Source organism: Pantoea wallisii (assembly GCF_002095485.1).
GTDB lineage: Bacteria > Pseudomonadota > Gammaproteobacteria > Enterobacterales > Enterobacteriaceae > Pantoea > Pantoea wallisii.
This window is the reverse complement of the sequence record NZ_MLFS01000050.1, coordinates 17617-40454: the sequence shown is the minus strand read 5'-3', so window position 1 is coordinate 40454 and position 22838 is coordinate 17617. Positions and strand designations below refer to the sequence as shown.

15 protein-coding genes and 3 pseudogenes are annotated in these 22838 nt (G+C 59.0%); 3 read left to right on the top strand and 15 right to left on the bottom strand.

Annotated elements, in window-relative coordinates; translation table 11 throughout:
* The 6 genes and pseudogenes from rodZ to HA48_RS16530 all read right to left on the bottom strand — a co-directional run.
* Positions 1-572 (bottom strand): cytoskeleton protein RodZ (gene rodZ / locus HA48_RS16555; protein WP_128602304.1); only part of this gene is annotated, 572 nt, incomplete at its 3' end.
* Complete coding sequence (gene pilW, locus HA48_RS16550) at positions 562-1299, bottom strand: type IV pilus biogenesis/stability protein PilW (protein ID WP_128602305.1); 738 nt, start codon at positions 1297-1299, stop codon at positions 562-564. The genes pilW and rodZ, both read right to left, overlap by 11 nt.
* 75 nt (positions 1300-1374) lie before the next feature.
* Positions 1375-2544 carry a dual-specificity RNA methyltransferase RlmN gene (gene rlmN, locus HA48_RS16545; RefSeq protein WP_128602303.1) on the bottom strand — a complete coding sequence of 390 codons (1170 nt, stop codon included), beginning with the start codon at positions 2542-2544 and terminating at the stop codon, positions 1375-1377.
* Between the two features lie 171 nt (positions 2545-2715).
* Complete coding sequence (gene ndk, locus HA48_RS16540; RefSeq protein ID WP_128602302.1) at positions 2716-3147, bottom strand: nucleoside-diphosphate kinase; 432 nt, start codon at positions 3145-3147, stop codon at positions 2716-2718.
* 168 nt (positions 3148-3315) lie between these two features.
* Positions 3316-5642, bottom strand: a pseudogene (pbpC, locus tag HA48_RS16535) (peptidoglycan glycosyltransferase PbpC).
* 3 nt (positions 5643-5645) lie between these two features.
* Positions 5646-10529: pseudogene (locus HA48_RS16530) on the bottom strand (alpha-2-macroglobulin family protein).
* A gap of 145 nt (positions 10530-10674) precedes the next feature.
* Here HA48_RS16530 and sseA point away from each other — a divergent pair.
* Positions 10675-11514 carry a 3-mercaptopyruvate sulfurtransferase gene (gene sseA, locus HA48_RS16525; protein ID WP_128602301.1) on the top strand — a complete coding sequence of 280 codons (840 nt, stop codon included), beginning with the start codon at positions 10675-10677 and terminating at the stop codon, positions 11512-11514.
* A 128-nt stretch (positions 11515-11642) separates the two neighbouring features.
* Here the strand turns inward: sseA and sseB are convergent, their stop codons facing one another.
* The 5 genes from sseB to trmJ form a co-directional block, all read right to left on the bottom strand.
* A complete protein-coding gene (gene sseB / locus HA48_RS16520) occupies positions 11643-12410 on the bottom strand; it encodes an enhanced serine sensitivity protein SseB (protein WP_128602300.1) in 768 nt (255 codons plus the stop codon).
* Positions 12411-12461: 51 nt separating this feature from the next.
* Positions 12462-13748 carry an aminopeptidase PepB gene (gene pepB / locus HA48_RS16515; RefSeq protein ID WP_128602299.1) on the bottom strand — a complete coding sequence of 429 codons (1287 nt, stop codon included), beginning with the start codon at positions 13746-13748 and terminating at the stop codon, positions 12462-12464.
* Between the two features lie 61 nt (positions 13749-13809).
* Positions 13810-14979: an IscS subfamily cysteine desulfurase gene (locus HA48_RS16510; protein ID WP_128602298.1), complete on the bottom strand. Its 1170-nt coding sequence runs from the start codon at positions 14977-14979 to the stop codon at positions 13810-13812.
* An 89-nt stretch (positions 14980-15068) separates the two neighbouring features.
* Complete coding sequence (gene iscR, locus HA48_RS16505) at positions 15069-15566, bottom strand: Fe-S cluster assembly transcriptional regulator IscR (RefSeq protein WP_128602297.1); 498 nt, start codon at positions 15564-15566, stop codon at positions 15069-15071.
* A gap of 134 nt (positions 15567-15700) precedes the next feature.
* Complete coding sequence (gene trmJ, locus HA48_RS16500) at positions 15701-16444, bottom strand: tRNA (cytosine(32)/uridine(32)-2'-O)-methyltransferase TrmJ (RefSeq protein ID WP_128602296.1); 744 nt, start codon at positions 16442-16444, stop codon at positions 15701-15703.
* 120 nt (positions 16445-16564) lie between these two features.
* Here trmJ and suhB point away from each other — a divergent pair, with 120 nt between their 5' ends.
* A complete protein-coding gene (gene suhB / locus HA48_RS16495; RefSeq protein ID WP_128602295.1) occupies positions 16565-17368 on the top strand; it encodes an inositol-1-monophosphatase in 804 nt (267 codons plus the stop codon).
* A gap of 36 nt (positions 17369-17404) precedes the next feature.
* Here suhB and HA48_RS16490 read toward each other — a convergent pair whose 3' ends face one another.
* The 3 genes from HA48_RS16490 to HA48_RS16480 all read right to left on the bottom strand — a co-directional run bounded on the left by HA48_RS16490 (position 17405) and on the right by HA48_RS16480 (position 20194).
* Positions 17405-18418, bottom strand: coding sequence for a TIGR04086 family membrane protein (locus HA48_RS16490; protein ID WP_128602294.1), 1014 nt, complete (start codon positions 18416-18418; stop codon positions 17405-17407).
* A gap of 187 nt (positions 18419-18605) precedes the next feature.
* Positions 18606-19577 (bottom strand): nickel/cobalt transporter, encoded by a 972-nt coding sequence (locus HA48_RS16485; RefSeq protein WP_128602293.1) that lies wholly within the window; start codon positions 19575-19577, stop codon positions 18606-18608.
* Positions 19568-20194, bottom strand: coding sequence for a DUF1007 family protein (locus HA48_RS16480; RefSeq protein ID WP_128602292.1), 627 nt, complete (start codon positions 20192-20194; stop codon positions 19568-19570). Before HA48_RS16480 ends, HA48_RS16485 begins: the two co-directional genes overlap by 10 nt.
* A gap of 154 nt (positions 20195-20348) precedes the next feature.
* On the opposite strand from HA48_RS16480, the gene csiE reads away from it, so the two are divergent.
* Positions 20349-21617, top strand: coding sequence for a stationary phase inducible protein CsiE (gene csiE / locus HA48_RS16475; RefSeq protein ID WP_128602291.1), 1269 nt, complete (start codon positions 20349-20351; stop codon positions 21615-21617).
* Here csiE and HA48_RS16470 read toward each other — a convergent pair.
* Positions 21599-22749 (bottom strand): annotated as a pseudogene (locus tag HA48_RS16470) (3-phenylpropionate MFS transporter). The gene csiE and the pseudogene HA48_RS16470 sit on opposite strands and share 19 nt — an antisense overlap.
* Positions 22750-22838 lie beyond the last annotated feature (89 nt).

Here is a 22838-nt window from a genome sequence, read left to right as displayed (position 1 = left end):
GTATCCGGCGTGGCGACGGCGCCTGCCCCGGTATCGATTGGCGTACCGGCGGCGTTGCTATCGCTGTCGCTGTCAGTGCCGTCACCCAGGGGTATCGACTGGCTGTTGTCGCTGCTGCTGCCGTTCTGGTCGGCCATGGAAACCAGGTCCGCCTGCGAGGCTTTATGGTTCTGCCACCACCAGGCGCCGGTCAGGCCGACTACCACGAAGATCACCAGCCAGGTGAAAATCATTAACCAGCCATCGCGCTTTTTACGGCGCTTGCCCAGGGAGAAGCTCTGCATCGGCTCGATTTTTGCCGCGCGCACCGGAGCCTGTTTCGCCATCATCGGCAGCAGGTCATCTTCCGGCACATGCACCAAACGGGCATAGGAACGAATGTAGCCGCGCAGGAAAGTAGAGGCTAAATCCGCCGGGGATTTGTCCTCTTCAATATCACGCACGGTAGAGAGTTTCAGGCACAGGCGCTCAGCGACGTTTTGCTGGGTCAGCCCCATCTGCTCACGGGCCAGACGCAGGCGTTCACCTGTGGAGTGTACTGCAGATTTATCTTGAGTGGCTTCAGTATTCATTAGCTAAATAACGCTGGTACTGTATCGATTGTGGAAAACTTCGCGCCAACCGGTCGCCATAACGTGTAACGTCAGCAGCGTTTCCCTGTTGCGCGGCGAAACGTATCTGTAACCACAGGCTCTCTGCCGTTGCGGGCAGGTGCTGGTGGTAAACTTCTAAAAGCAGTGGTACTGCAGTTCGCTCCTGCTGATCAAGCCGCCGCTGCGCTTCGCCAAGCAGTGTTTTACCCTGCTCCGGTGCGGTATCCAGCGCGTGACCTAACTGCTCGCGCGCGGCGCGACTCTCGTCAGCCTGCAGGTAACAATAGCCTGAAAACAGAAATGCATCCTGCCGGGCATCGTTTTCCTGCGCCTCAATCGCCAGCTTAAACTGTTGATGCGCTTCGCCATACTGCCTTAATCCGCAGAGAAACGCACCGTAATTGTTAGCGACATAGCCATTAGCCGGGGCTAACTGCTGTGCACGCTGATAGTAGCGCCGTGTCTGCGCGCTATTCTGCTGCGCCTGCGCCACCCGTGCAAGCGCGAGCGGGACACGGTAATCATCTGGCGCATCCTGCTGCGCCCGTAGCAGATTACGTTGTGCAGCCGTGAAATCCTTAACGGCCAGATAGTGCAACCCCAGCTGCAGACGAATATCGGCGGCGCTCCGGGTATGCGATGGCTCACTGACACACCCGGTTACAACAAAGCCAGCCAGAAGTACGGCGGGTAATCCTTTACGCATGGCGGTCTCTCCCTGAAAGTTCAGCGCAGAGACTGCCATGCCTTACGCCCGGCACCTAACGCCAGGCGCGATCTTTCAGAGCGCCTTCACAGAGATGGTCTCACCGGCCATTTTCTTACGCAGCGTGCGCTTGGTGCGGTCGATAACATCACCGGCCAGCTGACCGCAGGCGGCATCAATATCGTCGCCACGGGTTTTACGCACAATGGTGGTGAATCCGTAATCCATCAGCACTTTAGAGAAGCGATCAATGCGGCTGTTAGAACTGCGGCCATAAGGTGCGCCGGGGAACGGGTTCCATGGAATCAGGTTGATTTTGCACGGCGTCTCTTTCAGCAGTGCCGCCAGTTCATGGGCGTTATCCGTGCTGTCATTGATGTGATCCAGCATCACGTATTCAATAGTTACGCGTCCCTGATTGGCGTTGGACTTCCCGATATAGCGCTTCACCGCCGCGAGGAAGGTTTCGATGTTGTACTTTTTGTTGATCGGGACGATCTCGTCACGAATGGTGTCGTTAGGCGCGTGCAGCGAAATCGCCAGCGCAACGTCAATCATATCGCCGAGTTTATCCAGCGCCGGCACCACGCCTGACGTCGAGAGCGTCACGCGGCGTTTAGACAGGCCAAAGCCGAAGTCATCCAGCATGATGTCCATTGCCGGCACCACATTGTTGAGGTTGAGCAGCGGCTCACCCATGCCCATCATCACCACATTGGTGATGGGACGCTGACCGGTGACTTTGGCGGCGCCGATAATCTTCGCCGCGCGCCACACCTGGCCGATAATTTCAGAGACGCGCAGGTTACGGTTAAAGCCCTGCTGCGCCGTCGAACAGAATTTGCACTCCAGCGCGCACCCTACCTGTGAGGAGACGCACAGCGTGGCGCGATCGGCCTCCGGAATGTACACGGTTTCAACCAGCTGGTCGCCCACGCGGATAGCCCACTTGATGGTGCCATCGCTGGAACGCATCTCTTCCGCCACTTCCGGTGCACGGATTTCAGCACGCTGCATCAGCTTACCGCGCAGCACTTTGTTGATGTCGGTCATCTGCTCAAAGTCATCGCAGCAGTAGTGGTACATCCACTTCATGACCTGATCGGCACGGAACGGTTTTTCACCCATCTCAATAAAGAATTCACGCATCTGCTGACGGTTAAGATCCAGCAGGTTAATTTTTTCATTTTTGGGGGAAATAACCACGGGGGAAGCGGACGCTGGCGTCACAATCTGTTCGGACATAATGATCTCTGGCCTCGTTGTTACACGTTACGGCTCTGGTTAAGAATAAGAAAAAAACAGCGCCCTTGCAGAGCCAGGCTCAACAAGGGCGCATTATTGTACTACATCTGCGGCATGATGCCAGGGGGAACGACGTTATCCTGCCTTAAAAGCGGAAAAGTCGCGCCACACTTAGCGGGTGCGCGGGCAGACTTCGTTTTCAGCGAAGAAGTAGGCGATTTCACGCGCGGCGGATTCTGCAGAGTCAGAACCGTGGGTGGCGTTTTCGGTGAAGCTGTCAGCGTAGTCAGCACGCAGGGTACCGGCCAGCGCGTTGTCCGGGTTAGTTGCGCCCATCAGGTCACGGTGACGCTGGATAGCGTTTTCGCCTTCCAATACAGAAACCACAACCGGGCCAGACGTCATGAACTCAACCAGACCATCAAAGAACGGACGACCTTTATGCTCCGCGTAGAAGCCTTCAGCCTGCTCTTTGGTCAGGTGCAGCATTTTCGCGCCAACGATTTTGAAGCCTGCGCTCTCAAAACGGTTGTAGATAGCACCAATCACGTTCTTAGCGACGGCGTTTGGTTTAACGATGGAGAAAGTACGTTCGATTGCCATGATTACCTCTGATTTAGCATCCTGTAGAAACCGGAAGTCCGCTCCCGGTAAGAAAACGCGCCGATTATAGGGAGATCGTCGCGCCTTGCCTATGAGTGATTGGTGGAATTATTGAAAATAATTGATTTCTGTCGGGGCAGGCACGCAAAAAATGTGCCAGCGCTGCGCTTAGCCGCGTATAAAAGAGACCGAGGCCAGCTGCCCCGCTTCATCCATCACCACCAGCTGATATGCCCCCGGTTCGCTCAGCACCAGCGAAGCGTGCTGGTTATCCGCCGGCTGTTCAACCGGCTGCCCGTTGAGGAACCACCAGCGCTGCACGCCCTGGCCGCCCTGCACCGCCACCGGCAACACCAGCACCACCTTACCGGGCAGCGGCTGTACGCGTTGACCATTGATGATGCCGGTCACCACCATCGGCGCGGCGTTGCCCTGCGTCAGGGGCGGGCAGGCAGGATCGATGGGTGGCAGGCGCTGAGCGCGACGCTCTTCCGCCGGTAGCAGGGTTCGAGCGGAAGCGGCCACAGCAGGCGCTCCCGGCTCTGCGCATCGGGGCAATCTGGCGCCACGCGCAGCCCCTGGTGATTCTGCCAGTATCGCTGACGCAAGCCGTTCAGGCTCTCCTGACCTGGCGCCAGCAGCGTAGGCGGCACGGTTTGATTGAGTACCCAGCTCTGTCGCCGCTGGCGGCAGTTTTCATCCCCAGCCGGCAGAGGCTGACCACCCGGCCAGCAGATGCTGAGCGTGCTGACGGATGCGGGGCGCGGATCGCGCACAATACCGCCCGGCGCGATGTGCCCGGCCAGCAGGTTATTGACCTGATTCATCACCGGCACCGCCGAAGCAAACCCGAACTGACCGGCCACCGGCGTCGCATCCGGACGGCCGACCCAGACGCCAATCAGGTAGCGCGGCGTAATGCCGACGGACCAGGCATCGCGGTAGCCATAGCTGGTGCCGGTTTTCCACGCCAGCGGCACAATATCCGCCGCGGCACCGCTGACTGAGGGTTGTGCTTCACCGGCCAGAATACGCCGGACAATCCACGCGGCCCCGGGTGACAGCAGCGGCCTCTCGCGCAGGGGCTGTTGTGCCAGCCAGCGCAGCTGCGCCGCCCTGCCGTGCCGGGCGAAGGCGCTGTAAGCGGCCACGATATCATCCAGCCGTGCGCCCGTGCCGCCCAACACCAGTGAGAGATTAGGCTGCGCACCCGCCGGAAAACGCAGATTGAGCCCGACATTGCCTAACCCTGCCGCCACGCGTTTAGGGCCGAGCGCTTCCAGCAGCTGCACCGCCGGCAGATTCAGCGAGCGCTGCAGGGCGTCGCTGGCGCTGACCGGCCCATGAAAGCCGCTATCAAAGTTACCCGGGCGATAGTCACCAAAGCGGCGCGGCACATCCTGCAGCAGCGACTCGCCATGGATCAGCCCGTCATCCAGCGCCATGCCATAGACAAAAGGTTTCAGCAGTGAGCCCGGCGAGCGAACGCTGGCGATCATGTCAACGTGGCCAAAGCGGCTGTCATCCGTAAACGAGACCGATCCCACGTAGCCTCGCACCTTCATGGTGTGATGATCCACCACCAGCAGTGCCAGTGAGGTACGCGGCGGCAGCTGTATCTTCAGCGACGTTGCCAGGTTCTCCAGCTCACGCTGCAGCGACACATCCAGGGTAGAGGTGATTTTATTGTCGGGTGACAGCGACAGCAGACGTCGTGCCAGCAGCGGCGCCAGCTGCGGCATCTGGCGCGGCGGCAGCCATACCGGCTCCTGTTTGATATCGGCGACATCTTGCGCGGACCACACCTGATAGTGCGCCAGACGCTCCAGGACTTTATTGCGCGCCGCTTCGGCCCGCTGTGGCCAGCGATCCGGACGCAGCCGGCTCGGCGCCTGCGGCAATACTGCCAGCAGTGCGGCTTCACCTTTGGTGAGCTGTGACGGCGGCTTGCCGAGCCACATCCAGCTGGCTGCGCCAATGCCCTCAACCGTGCCGCCAAACGGCGCGCGATTGAGATACAGCGTCAGAATCTGCTGTTTCGACAGATGCCACTCCAGCTGTAGCGCACGCCAGGCCTGGACTATCTTGCCACGCAGCGTACGCGGTTGTGGATCAATCAGTCGCGCCACCTGCATCGTCAGCGTACTGCCGCCCGACACTATGCCGTGGTGCAGCAGGTTTTGCCCGAACGCGCGCACTATCGCCATCGGGTTGATACCGGGATGGTGCCAGAACCAGCGATCTTCATAGGTTAGCAGCGCCTGAATATACGCTGGCGACACCTCATCCGGCGTCACCGGATAACGCCAGACGCCCTGCTTATCGGCGAAGCGCCATAACGGCGTACCGTCCTCAGCCACCACCACGCGCGCCGGCTGCTGTTCACGCAACGGCAGCGGATCAAGCCGATCCAGCAGCCACACGCCCGCTAACGGCAGCAGTAAAAAAAGCGGTAGCCAGCGCCACCGCTTCAGTTGTGCGCGCATGAATCTCAACACTTAACGTACATTGACTTTTTCTGGCGTACTGCCCACTGCGCGCCATGCCGGCACATACATGGACTCTACCTGCGGCGGTGGCAGGCGATAGCTGCCCGGCGTCACGGCGCGCGCCAGATACAGCAGCGTGCCCGGCGTGTAACCATCCAGCGCCAACGCGGCGACAAAGCGATCATCGCGGAACTCAATGTGCTTAATGTTGGCCTGCTGCATATCCAGCATGCTCTCTTTCAGCGCATCGGCGCTCTCACCCAGACTGGCGCTGCTGTCGCTCAGGTTCTGGTTCTCCAGCTCCAGGCCCGCCGGCAGCAGATCCACCACCAGCGCATCGCTGACGCGTTCGCTGGCGGAGACCTTCAGCCGTACTACCAGCAGCTCACCGCTCTTCAGATGCGCCAGATCGGCTGGTTTGCCATCCAGCGTAAAATATTCACGCTGGATGTTGAGGACGTTGTTCATTGGCGACGGCGCGGTACGCGGATATCCCACCACATTCAGCGTGCCGTAGAGCGGCGAGGCGTTGTCGCTGGTTAACGACAGCCCCTGGCGCAGCTGCTGTTCGCTGAGACCGAGATTCAGCGGCCCCTCGCTGCGCAGCGGCGCTGCCTCCCCCTGCAGCCTTGCCTGCCAGCTTTCACCTTTATGCTGCTGCAGTGTCCGCGCGGCGAGGAACAGCGCATTGTTCTCCTGGGTGGAGAACCAGCGCTGACCGTGAACGGCTTTTGCCAGCTCAATCAACAGCGGCCCCTGCATATCTGGCAGCAGCTGATTTTCCGTCAGCAGTGACAGTATCAGTGCACGGTCGCGCACCGGGCTGCCGTAGTCGCCCAGCCAGCCCTGCTGCGGACGATCCAGGCCAATCCCCTGTACCAGTGCCAGCTGCGCGCGCGGCTGATCGCCCATCAGCTTCAGGGCAACGCCAAGCTGCACTAGCGCCAGTCCGGATTTGGCCTGCTCGCGCTTTTCATACAGTGCGCGCAGTGCACCAAGCGGTGCCTGCTGCTGACGCGCCAGCACCAGCCCGGCGTAGGCCTGCACGCTGAAACGCAGCGCCTCAGCATCGCTGCTCCAGCTGGTTTCGATCTGAGCCGGGTCTTGCAGATAGCGCAGTAAACGCTCATCGGCCCGGCCGATCACCGCTTCCGGCACGCTGTAGCCCGCTTCGCTGGCGCGCAGCAGGAAGTCAGTCACGTACGCGGTGAGCCAGAACTCCTCCTGGCTCTCTTTACTCCACAGACCAAAGCTGCCATTGCCGCGCTGCATGCCTGCCAGGCGTGCAATGCCGGTATCGATGGAGGCGCGACGCGCCTCATCGCTGCTGGTTTTGATCCCCATCGCCGTCAGTTGGGCGTGACTGGTGAAGATTGATGGCCAGACGCCGCTGGCCGTCTGCTCCAGACAGCCATACGGATAGGCATAAAGTGACTGGATAAAGCTGGCGATATTGAGCGGTGGACGGTTACTGAGCGACAGCTGCCCGCTCAGCGTGTCCTGCTGCAGGCCCGTAAAGGCGCTTGCCATCACCTGCCAGCTCTGGCCGGTTTGCAGCACATTATCAAAACTCAGGGTCTGCGCCGGGTAAGCCGGGCGCACACCGATCTTCCAGCTGCGCTCGCTGGCCGTCAGCGTCTCGCCTGGCAGGTGCATCCCGGTAATCTTCACCTGCACGTTGCCTTCACCAAAGCCGCTCAGCGCCTTAACCGGAATCTGCAGTGTAGTGCGGGCGCCTGTGCCAGCTGCACGCTGGCTGGCAGCTGACCGTTTAAGGCCAGCAGACCCGTCGTGGAGACGGCGACCTGCAGCGTCTGCGGCTGGCTGGTGAGGTTAGTGAGGTCAAGCGCCAGCGTGGCCTGGTCGCCGCTGGCGAGGAAGCGCGGCGTGGCCAATTCACTGATCAACGGAGCGGCCACCACCAGTTTGCGATCGGCCGCGCCGAAGCTGTCAGCGCTCCACACCTGCGCCATGAGCCGCAGTTCACCGTTAAAGGCGGGGATCGGCAGCGCAATCGTGCCTTCGCCGTTGGCATCCAGCGTAACCGGCTGGAGCTGCTGCGCAACGATCTGCACATCCGTTACCGGCTTTTTACCGCCGCGTGATAGCGCATCGCTCTCATCGCCGTCACCGCCAAAACGCAGCGCCGCCAGTTTGCCGCCGCCTTCAATCAGCTGACCGAACACATCGTATTGATCGGCGTTGTAGCGTTTGCGGCCAAAGAAGGCCTCCCACGGATTTGGTGTTTGTAGTCGGTGATATTCAGCACGCCGCTATCCACCGCCGAGAGCAGCACCTGTACCTGCTGCGGCAGCGGGCCACCGGCACGCGTGGCTTTAACTTTTACCTTGAGCGTCTGCTCCGGGCGGATCTTCTCCGGCGCGTCCAGCGTCAGGCTGAGACGGCGCGCGGCGGTGGCCATCGGTAAGTGCAGCAAGCCGACGGCGCGTTTTGGCGTGCTACCGCTGGCTTTGTCGCCGTCGCGTACCACAATCGCGCTGAGCCAGAGATCGTGTCGCTGCCAGCTTTTGTCGATGGGCAGATCGACCGTGGTGCCGCCGGCAGGTACCGCCAGCGGCTGCCACCATAAGGTGCCGCTGCTGGACTCCACCATCAGATACCCTTTACCCGCCGCCGGTGACTCCACCTGCACGCGTGCGGTATCGCCCGGCTGATAAGCACTTTTGTCAATTTTCAGTTTGACCTGATCCGGACGTAGCGCGCCGGTGCCATCGGTGTTGTCCTGCCACCAGTAACCGGCATTGAAACGTACACTGCTCACGATGTTGTCGCCCGCATGCACTTCAAGGCGGTAAGTGCCCCACTCCACCGGGAAGCTGACTTTCTGGCTGCCGCCGGCGGCAATGCTGATGCGCTGCTCCTCCTCCTGCAGATCTTTCTGGTCATAGCGCGACTGCCAGCCTTCGCTGTCAGAGAAGCTCCAGTAGTAGTCGCGCCGCTCGTGGATCAGGCGGACATCAAGATCCTGCGCCGCCTGCTTTTCACCCTGCGCATTGGCGTAGACCACATCAAACTCAGCGAGGCTGTTCTCCGCCACGGTCGGCTCGTCGTGATAGCGATCGGTACGGTAGTCATAAACCGATTCGCTGTTGAACAGCGGACGAATGCCCGGCAGCGTATCGGCGGGCCAGATGGTCTGCGTCGCCCGGCGCGTTACCGGCCGGCCACCGGTCTCCAGCAGGCTGGCCTGCAGAATCAGGTTGAGCGGTGAATGGCTCTCCGCCCAGCTGCTCTCTACTTTCAGCTGCAGCTTGCCGCTGGCATCCAGCTTGTCATTAACTTCTTCCAGCGTGCGGTTCGAGCTTCAAGGATGTCGCCAAACTGATAGCCCGGTAGCGCAGCCACGGCTTCACGGGCCGGGCGCAGGAACAGCTGGCCCTGTAGTTCATTCCCTGCTGCCGGTGCGCCGTACAGGTAGCGCCCTTCGATAGCAAACAGCACATCGCTATCCGGCGCCACCGGCTGCTCGCTGTTTTTCAGCGTCAGCGCCATGCGCTCCGGCAGAAAATCTTCAACGTGGAACGGCCAGCTGCGCGGCTGGTTGTCGCCGGTGTTCACCCGCAGCGTCCAGGTGCCGGTCATCGCCCCGGTGGGTAATGCAAAGCGTGTCTGCCAGATACCGTTTTCAGGTTTCCAGACAAAGGTTTGCAGCACTTCACCATTTGGCTGTACCACGTCGGCTTTCACCGGCTGGGCCGCTAACGGCTGGCCATCCGCGTCGCACAGCAGCGCATTGGCAATCACCGTTTCGCCCGGACGATAGAGATCGCGCGGCCCGAAGATAAACAGCTGTTTGTCATACCCCTGCGGCCCATCGATGGGGAACTCTGCCAGATCCAGCGCCGGGCGGTTGAGATCGATAATTGATGTCTGGCCCTGCTGCGTTGCCAGCAGCAGTTTGCCCTTCTCGCTGGCGGGCAGGCGCAGGTGGCCGTTTCCGTCACTGTCGCCGCTCGCCAGCGGCTGCCCTTTCTCATCCAGCAGCTGCACATGGACACGCTCAAGCGGCTTGCCGTTCGCCAGGCTTTGGGCAAACAACTCCAGCTGCGTCGGGAACCGGTGCAGCGAGAGACCGATATCGCTGAGCGTAAACAGCGTCGCGGGCTGAGTATAGTTGTAGGTGCCGGCCTGCTTCATCACCGCCAGATAGACGCCAGGCTGCTGCAGCGCCTTCACATCATCCAGCGGCAGCTGCATCTTTTCACGCGTATTGCGCGCGGGGTTGAGATCGAAACGTCCGCTGTAGATCAGGTCAGCGTTTTTTAGCAGATCGCGGGACTCCCAGTACGACAGGTTATTGCCGTAGTTCCACTGGGCCAGAAAATCAGCCAGCGTGGCGCTCTTAACGCGGAAAAAATCGACGTCGATCTGGTTAACGTTGAGCGCCAGCACCGGTAACCCCTGCGTCAGACGCAGCGGCAGCAGCGAGCCGCGGCTGGCAAAGCCGACCATCGGCTGGATATCGCGCGTCGTGAGCACCTGGCTAAAGGGGCTGGTGAGGGTGGTACCATCGGCGGCTTTTAGTCCGGCATCAACGCTGACGGTGAGCTTACGTGCCGGTTCAGGATGGCGAAAGCGCAGCGCTTTACCGTTCTGCGCCAGCTCCCAGCCGCCATCCACCTTGCCGCTGGCGTCATCGCGGATATGCAGGAGCTGGCTGAAATCCTGCCGGTTATCGAGTGGCGTATTGAAGGTCAGCACCAGCGCAGCAGCGCCGTCGAGCTGCAACTCCGAGAGATCGATAACGGTGAGCGCCCGTTCCGCAGCCTGCTCTGCTGGCGCATCCGCCGCCTGTATAAGCGGCATACCGCCACCCAGTAACGCCCCGCCGATCAGCACGCTGAGCAGCAGTCGATTGACACGTCTTGCCATGGTAATTCCCTCACCAGCCCCAAAGAGTAAAAGTGTTGTGCTGCGCAATTTCACATCAAGCCGCTAACTTTAGCAATGATACCCTTGAGATAGCCTTCACATTCCCGGACACTGGACCTTTCCCGCTGATTGAGAAGAGGTTGCGATGACGGCCATGTTTGTATCCGCTGACTGGTTGAATGAGCATTACACTGAGGAGACGCTGCAGGTTTTAGACGCACGCATGTTGCCGCCCGGTCAGGAAGCGGTGCGGGATATTCAGGCAGAGTACCTGGCGGGCCATCTGCCCGACGCCCCTTTCTTTAATATCGAAGCGTTGTCCGATCACACCAGCCCTTATCCGCATATGATGCCGCGCGCTGAAACCTTTGCCGTGGCGATGCGCGAGCTGGGCATCAGTCAGGATAAGCATCTGATTGTTTATGATGAGGGCAATCTGTTTTCAGCGCCGCGCGCCTGGTGGATGCTGCGTGCGTTTGGCTGTGAGCAGGTGTCGATTCTGGCCGGCGGCCTGCAGGGCTGGAAAGCTGCGGGCTTCCCGCTTGCCAGCGGCCCGGTGAGCCTGCCAGAGGGCGAGTTCGAGGCGCATTACGATAGCAGCCAGGTGAAACGCCTGACCGATGTGCTGCTGATCAGCCATGAAGGCGGTGCGCAGATTGTCGATGCGCGTGCGGCAAACCGCTTTAATGCCGAGGTGGATGAGCCTCGCCCTGGCCTGCTGCGCGGACATATTCCTCATAGCCTGAATATGCCGTGGAGTAATCTGGTGGTGAACGGGGAGTTGAAACCGGCAGCGGAGCTGCGCGAACTGTTTGAGAAGGCCGGCATTAAGCTGGACCAGCCGATTGTGGCCAGCTGCGGCTCTGGCGTGACCGCGGTCGTCGTTATTCTGGCGCTGACCGCCCTGGGCGTACGCGATGTAACGCTGTATGACGGTTCATGGGGCGAATGGGGCAGCCGCGACGATCTGCCGATTGAGAAATAAGCGTTAAGGCGTGAACGGAAAGGCGTGCGACCCGAGCGCCATAAATGGCGATTCCGGGCGTAAGGTGCGCATTTATGCGCACCTGGCCACTATCCGCACCGCTTTCAATGACGCATTTACGCAGCGGATTAAATGATCCGCTGACTGCCTTTGAAATCGCGCAGGAAACTGCCCCAGCGACGCTCATAGAATGGCGTGATATGCGCGGTAAAGAAGTGGCTGACGCCCTTCTCTTCGCCCACCACTTCGCAGATATCCACAGGCGCATCATCAGCCAGCGTATCGGTCGCCACGCTGCCTGCCGCCTGAATGATCTCATCGATATGGCTATCAGCTTCAATTCCTATCAGCAAATTCGGCGCGTCATCGGCGCTTTCGCGAATGCTGGCAACATAGGCACGGCGCACCTGCTTATATTTGGCAAACAGCTGCGTCAGCGAATCGATCATCTGCGCGGGCGGCTCAGCCACTTCCGAAAGCAGCAGCGCGTGGCCGCCCTCCAGAATGGTTTGCTGACTCAGCGCGCTGCCCTCTTCGCCCATCAGATGCGCAATTTCACCCGGTGAAAACTCCTTACCGGCCGGCAGCTTGGGATTGAGGAACAGCGTCTCACCCAGCGTCATCTCAAACAGCGTGCGCGTGGGTAAACGCAGATAGGGCTGCTCCGCTTTGATCGCCTCGCCCATGGCCTCTTCCGAGGTAAAGAACGGGATCACGCTGCCGCCTCCCTCCTTCTCCCAGTGCTGCAACTCGACCGGCGATGTGGCATCAAACTGCTCAGCGGGGCTTTCGCCCGGCACCCAAACATCCGCTTCCAGCAGCAGCTGGAAAAATTCCGGACGGTGCGCCGGCTCGGTTGCCGCCAGCGCTAATACCTCTTCCAGACGATTACTCATAATGGTTGCCTCCAGAAAAAGACGGCAGAGGCTTCTCTGCCGTCGGCAGGATTATTTCAGTAACAGGTTGGCAATGGTCCGAACGCCAAGGCCTGTCGCGCCGGCTGACCACTGATCCACCGCGCTTTTGCGGTAGGTCGCGGAGCAGTCAATGTGCAACCAGCCCTGCTGATATTTGCTGACGAAGTGCGAAAGGAACGCGGCGGCGCTGCTGGCGCCGGCAGCATGCGCCGGGCTGGCGATGTTGTTCAGATCGGCAAAGTTCGACGGCAGATGGCTGCGATGGAACTCGGCCAGCGGTAACCGCCAGAACGCTTCGTTCTCACCGGTGGCGCTGCCAAGCAGCGACTCCGCCAGCACATCGTCGAAGGTAAACAGCGCGTGATAATCATTGCCCAGCGCCGTTTTCGCTGCACCGGTCAGGGTGGCGGCATCAATCAGCAGCTGCGGATTATGCTCGCTGGCATCAATCAGACCATCGGCCAGCACCAGGCGCCCCTCGGCGTCGGTGTTCATCACTTCAACCGATTTACCATTGCGGTAGCGGATGATATCGCCCAGGCGGAAGGCGTTGCCGCTCACCATGTTATCAGCGCAGCAGAGGAACAGTTTCACGCGCTTATCCAGCCCGCGCGAAATCGCCAGCGCCAGCGCACCGGTCACCGTCGCCGCACCGCCCATGTCGGATTTCATTGAATCCATAAACGCGCTCTGCTTCAGGCTATAGCCGCCGGTATCAAAGGTGATGCCCTTACCCACCAGACACGCATAGACCGGCGCGTTAACGTCACCGGTCGGGTTGAAATCCAGCGCCAGCAGAACCGGCGCACGGGTTGAGCCGCGGCCAACGGTATGGATACCTGCGTAACCCTGCTCACGCAGATCTTCGCCTTTGGTAATGCGGTAGCTCACCGCGTCGCCGCCAACCTCATTGATCAGGTCGATCGCGCTGTGTGCCAGCTGCTCCGGGCTGAGATCTTCTGCCGGCAGATTGATGGTGTCGCGCACCCAGTCGACGATCTTCAGGCGGCGATCAAACTCAGCGCGATCGCTCTCATTCAGCTCCGGCCACTCCACCTGACGCTGGCCTTTCGGGCTGCGGTAGCCCTGCCAGAAGGCCCAGCACTTCTCCAGATCCCAGCCTTCGCCGCGCAGAGCCACGTGGCGAATGCCCTGGCTGTCCAGCTTACGGCCGGCGCGCTGAATGCTCAGCAGCGCATCCGCGCCGGTCAGGTGTACGGTCATGCCACTTTCATTGCTGCTCAGTAACGCTTTGTCACCCCAGCGCGCGTCGGCGGCCTGGGAACTGAGCGTAATAGTCATCGGTTGTGTTGTCATCGCGTGGCTCCGTTTGCGTTTGGTATCACCCTGCTGCCAGACCGGCGCAGGGCTGCGTAAATCAGCGGGAGGTTGCAGGCGTTAAGGCCCGTAAACGGCTGACCGCTTTATTGACCAGCTCAATCGCGTACTCAATTTCCTCTTCGGTGGTAAAACGCCCAAGCGAAAAACGCAGCGAGCTGTAGGCCAGCTCCTGCTCAACGCCCATGGCGCGCAACACATACGAGGGTTCGAGACTGGCTGAAGTACAGGCGGAACCGGAAGAGAGCGCCAGATCTTTCAGCGCCATAATCAGCGATTCGCCATCAACGTGGGCAAAACTGATATTGAGGATATTGGGTGCGCCGTCGGCCAGCGATCCATTGATCTGCACATCGCTCAGGGCGCTGATGCCCTGCCACAGCCGCTGGCGCAGTCCCGCCAGACGCGCCATTTCCGTGTGCATCTCCTCCTGCGCGATACGGTACGCTTCACCCATCCCGACAATCTGATGGACCGGCAAGGTGCCGGAACGCATGCCGCGTTCGTGACCGCCGCCGTGCATCTGGGCATCAATTTCGCGTTTTGGCTTACGCCGCACCCACAGCGCGCCAATGCCTTTCGGGCCGTAGAGCTTATGGGCGGAGAAGGAGATGAAGTCTGCTGGCAGCTGGCTGACGTCAATCGGCAGTTTGCCGACGCTTTGGGTGGCGTCCACGTGGAACAGAATATCGCGCGCGTGGCAGAGTGCGCCCAGTGCCGCGATATCCTGAATGACGCCGGTTTCATTATTAACGTGCATCAGCGACACCAGCACGGTGTCATCGCGCAGCGACGCCGCCAGCATCTGCGGTGTCACAATGCCATCGCTGCCGGGTTGCAGGTAAGTGACCTCAAAGCCTTCACGCTCCAGCTGTAAACAGCTATCAAGCACCGCTTTGTGTTCGGTCTGGCTGGTAATAATGTGTTTGCCGCGCGCCTGATGAAAATGCGCTGCGCCTTTGATGGCCAGGTTATCGGCCTCGGTGGCGCCGGAGGTAAAGACGATTTCGCGCGGATCGGCGTTGACCAGGGCAGCAATCTGGTTGCGTGCCACATCGACGGCCTCTTCAGCCTGCCAGCCAAAACGGTGGGAACGGGAAGCGGGGTTACCGAAAGTGCCATCCAAAGTGAGGAACTGCATCATTTTGCTGGCGACACGCGGATCGGCAGGCGTTGTCGCTGCGTAATCCAGGTAGATCGGTAATTTCATTGCGCTAAAACTCCGTATAAAAAATCATACGTCTTTATAGCACGATTCAGCCTCTTCCGGGTTAACAGCAGAGGCTGAATGGGAGCGGATCAGGCACGCAGGTTAACGTTGATGGTTTCCTGCACGCGATGCTGCTGGAAGCGACGGTTATCCACGCTGTTCTGGCGATCGGCCACGTCGAGGATCTCCTGGTTGTTAACCAGTTCTGCCAGCGTGATGTTGTTGAGGAACTCGCTAATGCGCTCGCTGAGATCGCGCCACAGCACGTGCGTCAGACAACGCTCGCCGCCCTGGCACCCCTCTTTACCCTGGCACTTGGTGGCGTCAACCGATTCGTCAACGGCGGTAATGACCGCGCCCACCGCAATCGCACCGGCATCTTTGCCTAACAGATAACCGCCGCCCGGACCGCGTACGCTGGCGACTAAACCGTGCTTACGCAGACGCGAGAATAACTGCTCCAGGTAGGAGAGCGAAATGCCCTGACGCTCAGAAATGTCAGCCAGTGGCACCGGGCCCTCGTGGGAGTGCAGTGCAACGTCCAGCATAGCGGTTACGGCATAACGTCCTTTGGATGTCAGTCTCATAGCATACAACCTCGTAAGCATCGCCCGAATATCGGCGGGTTATCTGAAGAATGGAGGCCAGTCTGACATTCCCGAGTATTTTGGTCAACTATTTAACCGAGTATTTCGCTCAACTATTTAACCTGGTGTTTTACTCAACTATTACCCTTTTCACCTTTGGGTTTTTCAAAGGAAGAGAGCATTCCGCGCAGAATATTGAGCTCATCACGCTCCGGACGGGCGCGCGTATAGAGACGGCGCAGCTTACTCATCACCTGGCTTGGCGTGCCCGGGCGAATGAAGCCGCTGTTCATCATCATCTGTTCGATGTGCTGATAGAAGCGCTCCAGATCGTCAACCAGCGGGTAAGGCGACTCCTCATGCTGCGGCTGCGGCTGTGCTTTTTCCTGCACTTCCAGCCACGCCATGCGCACCTCATACGCAATAATCTGCACCGCCATCGCCAGGTTGAGCGAGCTGTACTCCGGGTTGGCCTGAATTGCCACATGGTAGTGGCACTTCTGCAACTCTTCGTTGGTCAGCCCTACGCGCTCGCGGCCAAAGACCAGCGCCACGGGCGCCTGCTGCCCCTCCTCAACGCTTTTAATACCGCACTCACGCGAGTTCAGCATCGGCCACGGCAGCGAACGGGAGCGCGCGCTGGTGCCTACGACCAGACTGCAGCCGGCAATCGCTTCATCCAGCGTATCCACGATTTTGGCATCGCCAATCACGTCGCTGGCACCGGCAGCCAGCGAGATAGCCTGTGAGTCCGGCCTGACCAGCGGATTGACCAGATACAGGTTGCTTAAGCCCATGGTTTTCATGGCGCGGGCAACCGAGCCCATGTTGCCGGTGTGCGAGGTTTCTACCAGTACGATTCGGATATTTTGCAGCATAATTGAGTGCGGTAAGAAAATGATGGCGCGCATCCTAACATAAATGCAGGACATTTGCTGAACACGCTGTTATACTCCGCGCCGTTTTCCCCGTTCTTTAACATCCAGCGAGAGATACCGATGCATCCGATGCTCAACATCGCCGTGCGCGCAGCGCGCAAGGCCGGAAATTTAATTGCCAAAAATTATGAAACCCCGGACGCTGTCGAAGCCAGCCAGAAAGGCAGCAACGACTTCGTTACCAATGTTGACCGTGACGCAGAACGTCTGATTATCGAAGTGATTCGCAAATCCTACCCGCAACACACCATCATCACCGAAGAGAGTGGTGAACTGGCGGGCGATGATCAGGACATTCAATGGGTAATCGATCCGCTGGATGGCACCACCAACTTCATCAAACGTCTGCCACACTTCTCTGTCTCCATCGCCGTACGCGTCAAAGGCCGTACTGAAGTGGCTGTGGTTTACGATCCCATGCGCAACGAACTGTTTACCGCCGTACGCGGTCAGGGCGCACAGCTTAACGGCTATCGTCTGCGCGGCAGCACCGCGCGCGATCTGGATGGCACCATTCTTGCCACCGGTTTCCCGTTCAAACTTAAGCAGCACGCGACCCCTTACATCAATATCGTCGCGAAGCTGTTCACCCAGTGTGCCGACTTCCGCCGCACCGGTTCAGCCGCGCTGGATCTGGCGTACGTGGCCGCTGGTCGCGTCGACGGTTACTTTGAGATCGGCCTGAAGCCGTGGGATTTCGCTGCGGGCGAACTGCTGGTGCGTGAAGCGGGCGGCCTGGTAACGGACTTCACCGGTAACCATGGCTATATGCTGTCAGGCAACCTCGTTGCCGGTAACCCACGTGTGGTAAAAGCGATGCTGGCCAGCATGCGCGAAGAGTTGAGTGAAGCGCTGAAGCGCTAAGCAGGAAAAAGGCGGCTGATTCAGCCGCCTTTTTTATTACCGACGTTCGTGACTGAGCACCTGTTTCGGTTGCGTACGGCGGCCTACACCGCCCATCACGGCAGCCAGTACCGCTTCAATCAACATCATAAAGAACGCGAACCAGCTGGCTTTCGCCGTTGCTGCTGCGGCTTTCTCCGCCGCTTCACGCGCTTTCTGTTCTGCTTCCTGTTTCAGCTGCTGGAACTGCTGTACCGCTTTCTGATAGCTCTGTTCAGTCTGCGTGACAATCTGCTCCACTTCCTGATCGCTTTTGCCGGTACGCGCTTTGATGATGTTCTTCAGCGCATCGCGATCGGCAGCCTGCAGCGTATCACTGTGACGGTTAAGCACGCCGCGAATCCAGCCGGCGATATCATCGTCCGCGTTCTGTGGATTTTGCGCCGTTTGCTTCGCCTGATTTTCAGCATTATTGGCTTCGCTGTTCGCGTCCTGCTGTAAATTCTCTGGCTGCAATTCGCTTTTACCTGTCTGACGCAGCGTCGTCTCCAGTTCATTCTGCAAATCATTCAGGTTGATATTATTTTCCTGCAATTTTTCCTTCGCCATATTGGTAACGGACGGCGCAACGGCAGAAATACCATTCCCCAGCGCATTTACGCCAGAACCTAATATATTAAAGGCGCCGCCGATAATGCCGCTGGCCAGTGATATCGCCAGCCATAAGGTGATGATGGTGCTAACGCCGAACATTAATAAACCGTGTAGCGCCCCTTCGCGCTGCGCCAGACGTCCGGCCACATAACTCCCCACGGCCATGGCAATCAGCATGCTGGCGCCGGACCAGATCAGTGCACCTGTACCAAGATGTTCTAACGGATTTTGCTCCTGTTGCGGGTCAATTGTGGTTGCACCAATGGCAGTGCCCAGCAGCCCTAACAATATATGCACGATTAATGCGGCAATAACCCCCGCAAATACCGCACTCCATGAAATGCGTTTCAACGGCAATCCCGTATACGTTTCAGAAACGGTCTCAGTAATGCCATTATGCGTCCGGATTTCAGGCATAGTATTCCCCTCGCAGAAAATAGCGAACTCTACAGTGAATTTAAAAGTGATGTGTCAGCTGACATTATTTATCGTAGACACAGAACCTTATTTCCACCAGTCATAAGCAGCAGGATATTTATTTATACGAGGCGGGAAACAAAAATGGCGGAAATAAAGCGAGCCGCCATATTAATGGATTAATCGATCAGAATGGCCTGATACCGCTGGCCGCGGGTACCGCACTTTGCCATAAGGCGATGCCCGCCACGATCAATACGCACGCGCCGGCCAGCGCCAGCCACGGCATCAATAGTCTGCCGTGCGTGCCTGCCGAGCGGCCCAGGCGCTCCGCCAGCCTGCGTGAACGCTGCACGATCAGGCCAAGCGTCGAAACGGTCAGCGCCGTACCCAGCGCCATGGCCAGCGCAGAAGCGACGCCCCATGCATACACATCAATAACTTTGGCGAAGAGCAGCATCATAATCGCGCCTGAACAGGGGCGCAGCCCCATGGAGAAGACCACCAGCGCCTGGGTTTTGCCGCTGACGGCCTGCTCCATCTGCTGCGCGCTCGGCAGATGCGCATGGCCGCAGCCGCAGTGCTCGTCATGCTGATGATGCGGACGAATGGCATAAATGCGACGTTTGGCCGCCGGCCGCAACCCATGCCATAACGCGCGCAACGCACGCCAGCCAATCCACACGCCCAGCGCAATCACCAGCAGATAGCTGCCTTTCTCCAGCCAGTAACTGCTGAGATGGAGTTGCCGCGATGACGTTTGCAGAACCACCAGCAGCAGCGTAACCAGACCAATCGCGACGCCGCCCTGCAGCAGCGCCGCCAGCAGCGTCAGTTTCATACTGGTTTTGAGCTTTGCCGGATGCGTGGCCAGGAAGGTGCTGATAACCACTTTACCGTGGCCCGGCCCCAGCGCATGCAGCACACCGTATGCGAGGCTGAACAGCAGCAGCGTCACGCCTGCCTGATGGGGCTGCGCAGCAACCTGCTGTAGCAACTGCGTCATTTCGCGGTGCAACCCTTTCTGCCACAGCACGCTCTGTAACAGGATCTGTGACCAGTGATGCCAGAGCAGCGCACCGGCCAGCATCAGGATGGCGACCAGTAGCCACAGCGGCCACAGCCGGCGGGAGGTGGACGGAAGCGAGATCAGTGACATGTGAGCGTTACCGTCTGCGCAAATTGCTGGCCGAGGTCCATATCCTCTGGCGGCGCGTCGGCTTTATCCAGCGAAAGCGCATATTGCCGCAGCGAATCATCAGGTTTGGGCGTGTGTAACGCAACCTGGCAGTGGGCTTTTACCGTGTCATCCAGGGTTATCGCTTGCGGGTTATCGTAATACATATCAACAAAATAGCTCGGATCAAAGGTTTGAATACGGTATTGCCTGGCGCTAAGCTGCTGCGGCTCACCAAAGGGCACAATGAACTCCAGCACCGCTTTATTGCCCTGGCGCGACAGGTTGTACTCTTTTGGCAGATTCAGGAACTTCACCCGCTGCCCGCTCTGCCACACTTCAGTGAAGTAGTGCTGGCCCAGTACATTCGCCATCACCTGCGCCGCCAGCTTTTTCCACACCACATCACCCGGTTTGGCTTTACCGGCATCGTAGAGCAGATCCGCCGAGGTGATCTCGTCCATGGTCCAAATCATCTTCATACCGCTGAGTTGCTGATTCTCGCTGACAAACGTGGTTTTCATATCAATGAAGCTATGCGGATGCGACCAGGCAATAGTGGAGAACAACAGCGTAGAGATTATGAGCGCAATTTTCATATGTTATAAAGTAACAAAATTTTAAATAAGAGACTGCCGGCCCGAAAAAACTGTGACCCGCCCTGAAGCTCTGAGAAAAGTCACGACAGACAGCAGGGTTAACGCCGGGAGTTAGCTATTCTTAGCAAAAAATGACCTGCGGATAACACGATTGATGAGTTCTGCGCCTTTAACTGCACCTCTCTTCAGCCGCGCCCAGCGCCGTTGCCACCTGCTACTGCTGCTGTTTCTGCCTGCTCCCGCGTTAACGCTCGAAAAACTGTGCCAGCTAAATGGCGTCGATCCTGCTGTTGCCCGACAGGATATCGCGGATGTGGGTGATGAGATACAGCGCTTTCACCAACTGGAACTGCATCAGATGGTGGATGGCAGCTTTCGCATCCACGGCACGGAGCTGGATCGGCGGCTCTGCCTGCTGCTCTGGCTGCGCCGTGCGCTGCGCCTGTCGCAGGAGTTTGTCTGCGAGCATTTCGCGCTGCCGCTGCGCCAGCGGCTGAAAGTGCTGCGGATTGAAAAAGCGTTGTGGGATGAGACGAACCTGCAGGCGTTAATTCAGCACTGTAGTCTGCGGCTGGCGCGCAATTTCACCCCACGCGATCGGCTCTTCCTGCAGATTTTCATGAAGTATGCGCTCTGCCAGCGGCAAAACGCCCTGTTTAACGACCGGCAGCGGGCGTGGCTCTCGGGCAAAATCGAACGCAGCGCGGCGGATGACGTTATTCACCACTGGCAGAAGCGCTGCCACTTAGCACCGCACGTCAGCGAAACCGACTTCTGGACGTTGCTGTTTAGCCTGATGAATGCCCCCGATGGCAACCGGCTGGACGATCTCCCTGCGCAAAAACTGATGACGGCGGTTGAAGCGCTGATTGCCCGGTTTGAACAGCTGGCCAATACGCGCATCAAAAATCAGCAGGAGCTTAAACTGCAGCTGTTTACCCATCTCGCGCAGGCACTGGATCGCAGCCACTTCGCCATTGGCATCGATAACAGCGTGGCGCTGGATGTGGCGCGCCTCTATCCACGTTTACTCCGCACCACCGAGCGGGCGTTACACTATTTTGGCAGTGATTTTGATACCCGCTTTAGCGCTGAAGAGGTGAGCCTGGTGGCCGTACTGTTTGGCGCCTGGCTGATGCAGGAGAGCGCGCTTCAGGAGAAGCAGGTGCTGCTGCTGACCGGGGCAGATGCGGCTGTTGAGCAGTTACTGGAGCAGCAGCTGCGTGAAATGACGCTGCTGCCCATTAATATTACCTATCAGGATATGCTGCACTTCCAGCGTGAAGGCGCGCCGCGTGATGTGGCGCTGGTGATTACCCCTTACGCCACGGCGCTGCCGCTGTTTTCACCGCCGCTGATTCACGCCGAGCTGCCGCTGAGCGATCACCAGCAGCAGCGCATCCGTCAGCTGCTGGAGTCCTGAACCGCCCGCGGGCGCAGGAACAGTGCCGGTAGCGCCACCAGCGCCATAACCCAGAACAGATGACCGTGCAAATGGGCAAACAACACGCCGCAAATCATGGTCATTACTGCGATGCCGCCCCCCATCGCCAGCGCCGAATAGAGCGACTGCAGGCGAATCACCTCTGCCCCTTTCCGTGCGGCAATAAAACGCATCGCTGCCAGATGGCAGACGGTAAAGCTGCCGCAGTGCAGAATCTGCGCCACGATCAGCACAGGCAGTGCCGTACTTGATCCCAACAGCGTCCAGCGCACCAGCGCGCATACGCCAGATAACAGCAGCAGATCGCGCGCGCTCCAGCGGCGGAACAGCCGGTTGCTCAGGCAAAAATGATAATTTCCGCTACCACACCCAGCGACCAGAGGTAGCCAATCACCGTGGCGGAGTAGCCCGCTTCCTGCCACCAGATGGCGCTGAAGCTGTAATAGGCGGCGTGCGCGCCCTGCATCAGGGTGACGCACAGCATGAAGCGCCAGACGCTGTTCTCTCGCAGCAGATCGCGCCACGCCGACCAGCCACCGCTTGCAACCTGACGAGCATCGCCCTGAGGTTTAGTGTGCGGCGGAAGCAGCATGCCTGTTAGCATCGCCAGCACACCAAAGGTAAGAAGCAGTAATATCGCCTGTGCAGAGTAAGCGCTAACCAGCATGCCGGTCAGCGCTGAGCTGATGACGAACGCCAGCGATCCCCATAAACGCACCGGACCATAAGCCAGACCAATCTGCTGCGTCCAGGTTGCTGCCAGCGCATCGCTGAGCGGCACCAGCGGCGAGAAGAACAGGTTAAAGCCCACCATCACCAGCAGCAGCCACAACCACTGGCCACCCAGCCAGAACCCCAGCGCGAACAGGCAGGTCATCAGCGCCAGCAGGCGCAACGCGAGAATTAACTGCGAGGGATTTTTAACCTGTGAGGCAATCAGCAGGCTGCCAAGGAAACGCGCCACCATACCGCAACCCAGCAACAAGCCTATCTTTTCAGCCTCCAGTCCGCTGCCTTTGAGCCACACGCTCCAGAACGGTAAATAGATGCCATAACAAAAAAAGTAGGTAAAGTAGCTGAGTCCCAGCCACCTGGCTGATGCGATAGTCATTTTTCTTCCTCTGAAAGTGCAGCGGCGTCCACTGCCAGTAAGGGCAGTACTTTCTCAAAGTGGGTCAGAAAAAGGAATAAAAAAAGGAT

Excerpts from the sequence above, each read along its gene's own strand:
- sseA (WP_128602301.1), top strand. The coding sequence starts at position 10,675 with ATGACGGCCATGTTTGTATCCGCTGACTGGTTGAATGAGCATTACACT.
- HA48_RS16490 (WP_128602294.1), bottom strand. The coding sequence starts at position 18,418 with ATGCCTGAAATCCGGACGCATAATGGCATTACTGAGACCGTTTCTGAA.
- suhB (WP_128602295.1), top strand. The coding sequence starts at position 16,565 with ATGCATCCGATGCTCAACATCGCCGTGCGCGCAGCGCGCAAGGCCGGA.
- HA48_RS16510 (WP_128602298.1), bottom strand. The coding sequence starts at position 14,979 with ATGAAATTACCGATCTACCTGGATTACGCAGCGACAACGCCTGCCGAT.
- HA48_RS16485 (WP_128602293.1), bottom strand. The coding sequence starts at position 19,577 with ATGTCACTGATCTCGCTTCCGTCCACCTCCCGCCGGCTGTGGCCGCTG.
- HA48_RS16480 (WP_128602292.1), bottom strand. The coding sequence starts at position 20,194 with ATGAAAATTGCGCTCATAATCTCTACGCTGTTGTTCTCCACTATTGCC.
- iscR (WP_128602297.1), bottom strand. The coding sequence starts at position 15,566 with ATGAGACTGACATCCAAAGGACGTTATGCCGTAACCGCTATGCTGGAC.
- rlmN (WP_128602303.1), bottom strand. The coding sequence starts at position 2,544 with ATGTCCGAACAGATTGTGACGCCAGCGTCCGCTTCCCCCGTGGTTATT.
- ndk (WP_128602302.1), bottom strand. The coding sequence starts at position 3,147 with ATGGCAATCGAACGTACTTTCTCCATCGTTAAACCAAACGCCGTCGCT.
- trmJ (WP_128602296.1), bottom strand. The coding sequence starts at position 16,444 with ATGCTGCAAAATATCCGAATCGTACTGGTAGAAACCTCGCACACCGGC.
- pepB (WP_128602299.1), bottom strand. The coding sequence starts at position 13,748 with ATGACAACACAACCGATGACTATTACGCTCAGTTCCCAGGCCGCCGAC.
- pilW (WP_128602305.1), bottom strand. The coding sequence starts at position 1,299 with ATGCGTAAAGGATTACCCGCCGTACTTCTGGCTGGCTTTGTTGTAACC.
- sseB (WP_128602300.1), bottom strand. The coding sequence starts at position 12,410 with ATGAGTAATCGTCTGGAAGAGGTATTAGCGCTGGCGGCAACCGAGCCG.
- csiE (WP_128602291.1), top strand. The coding sequence starts at position 20,349 with ATGAGTTCTGCGCCTTTAACTGCACCTCTCTTCAGCCGCGCCCAGCGC.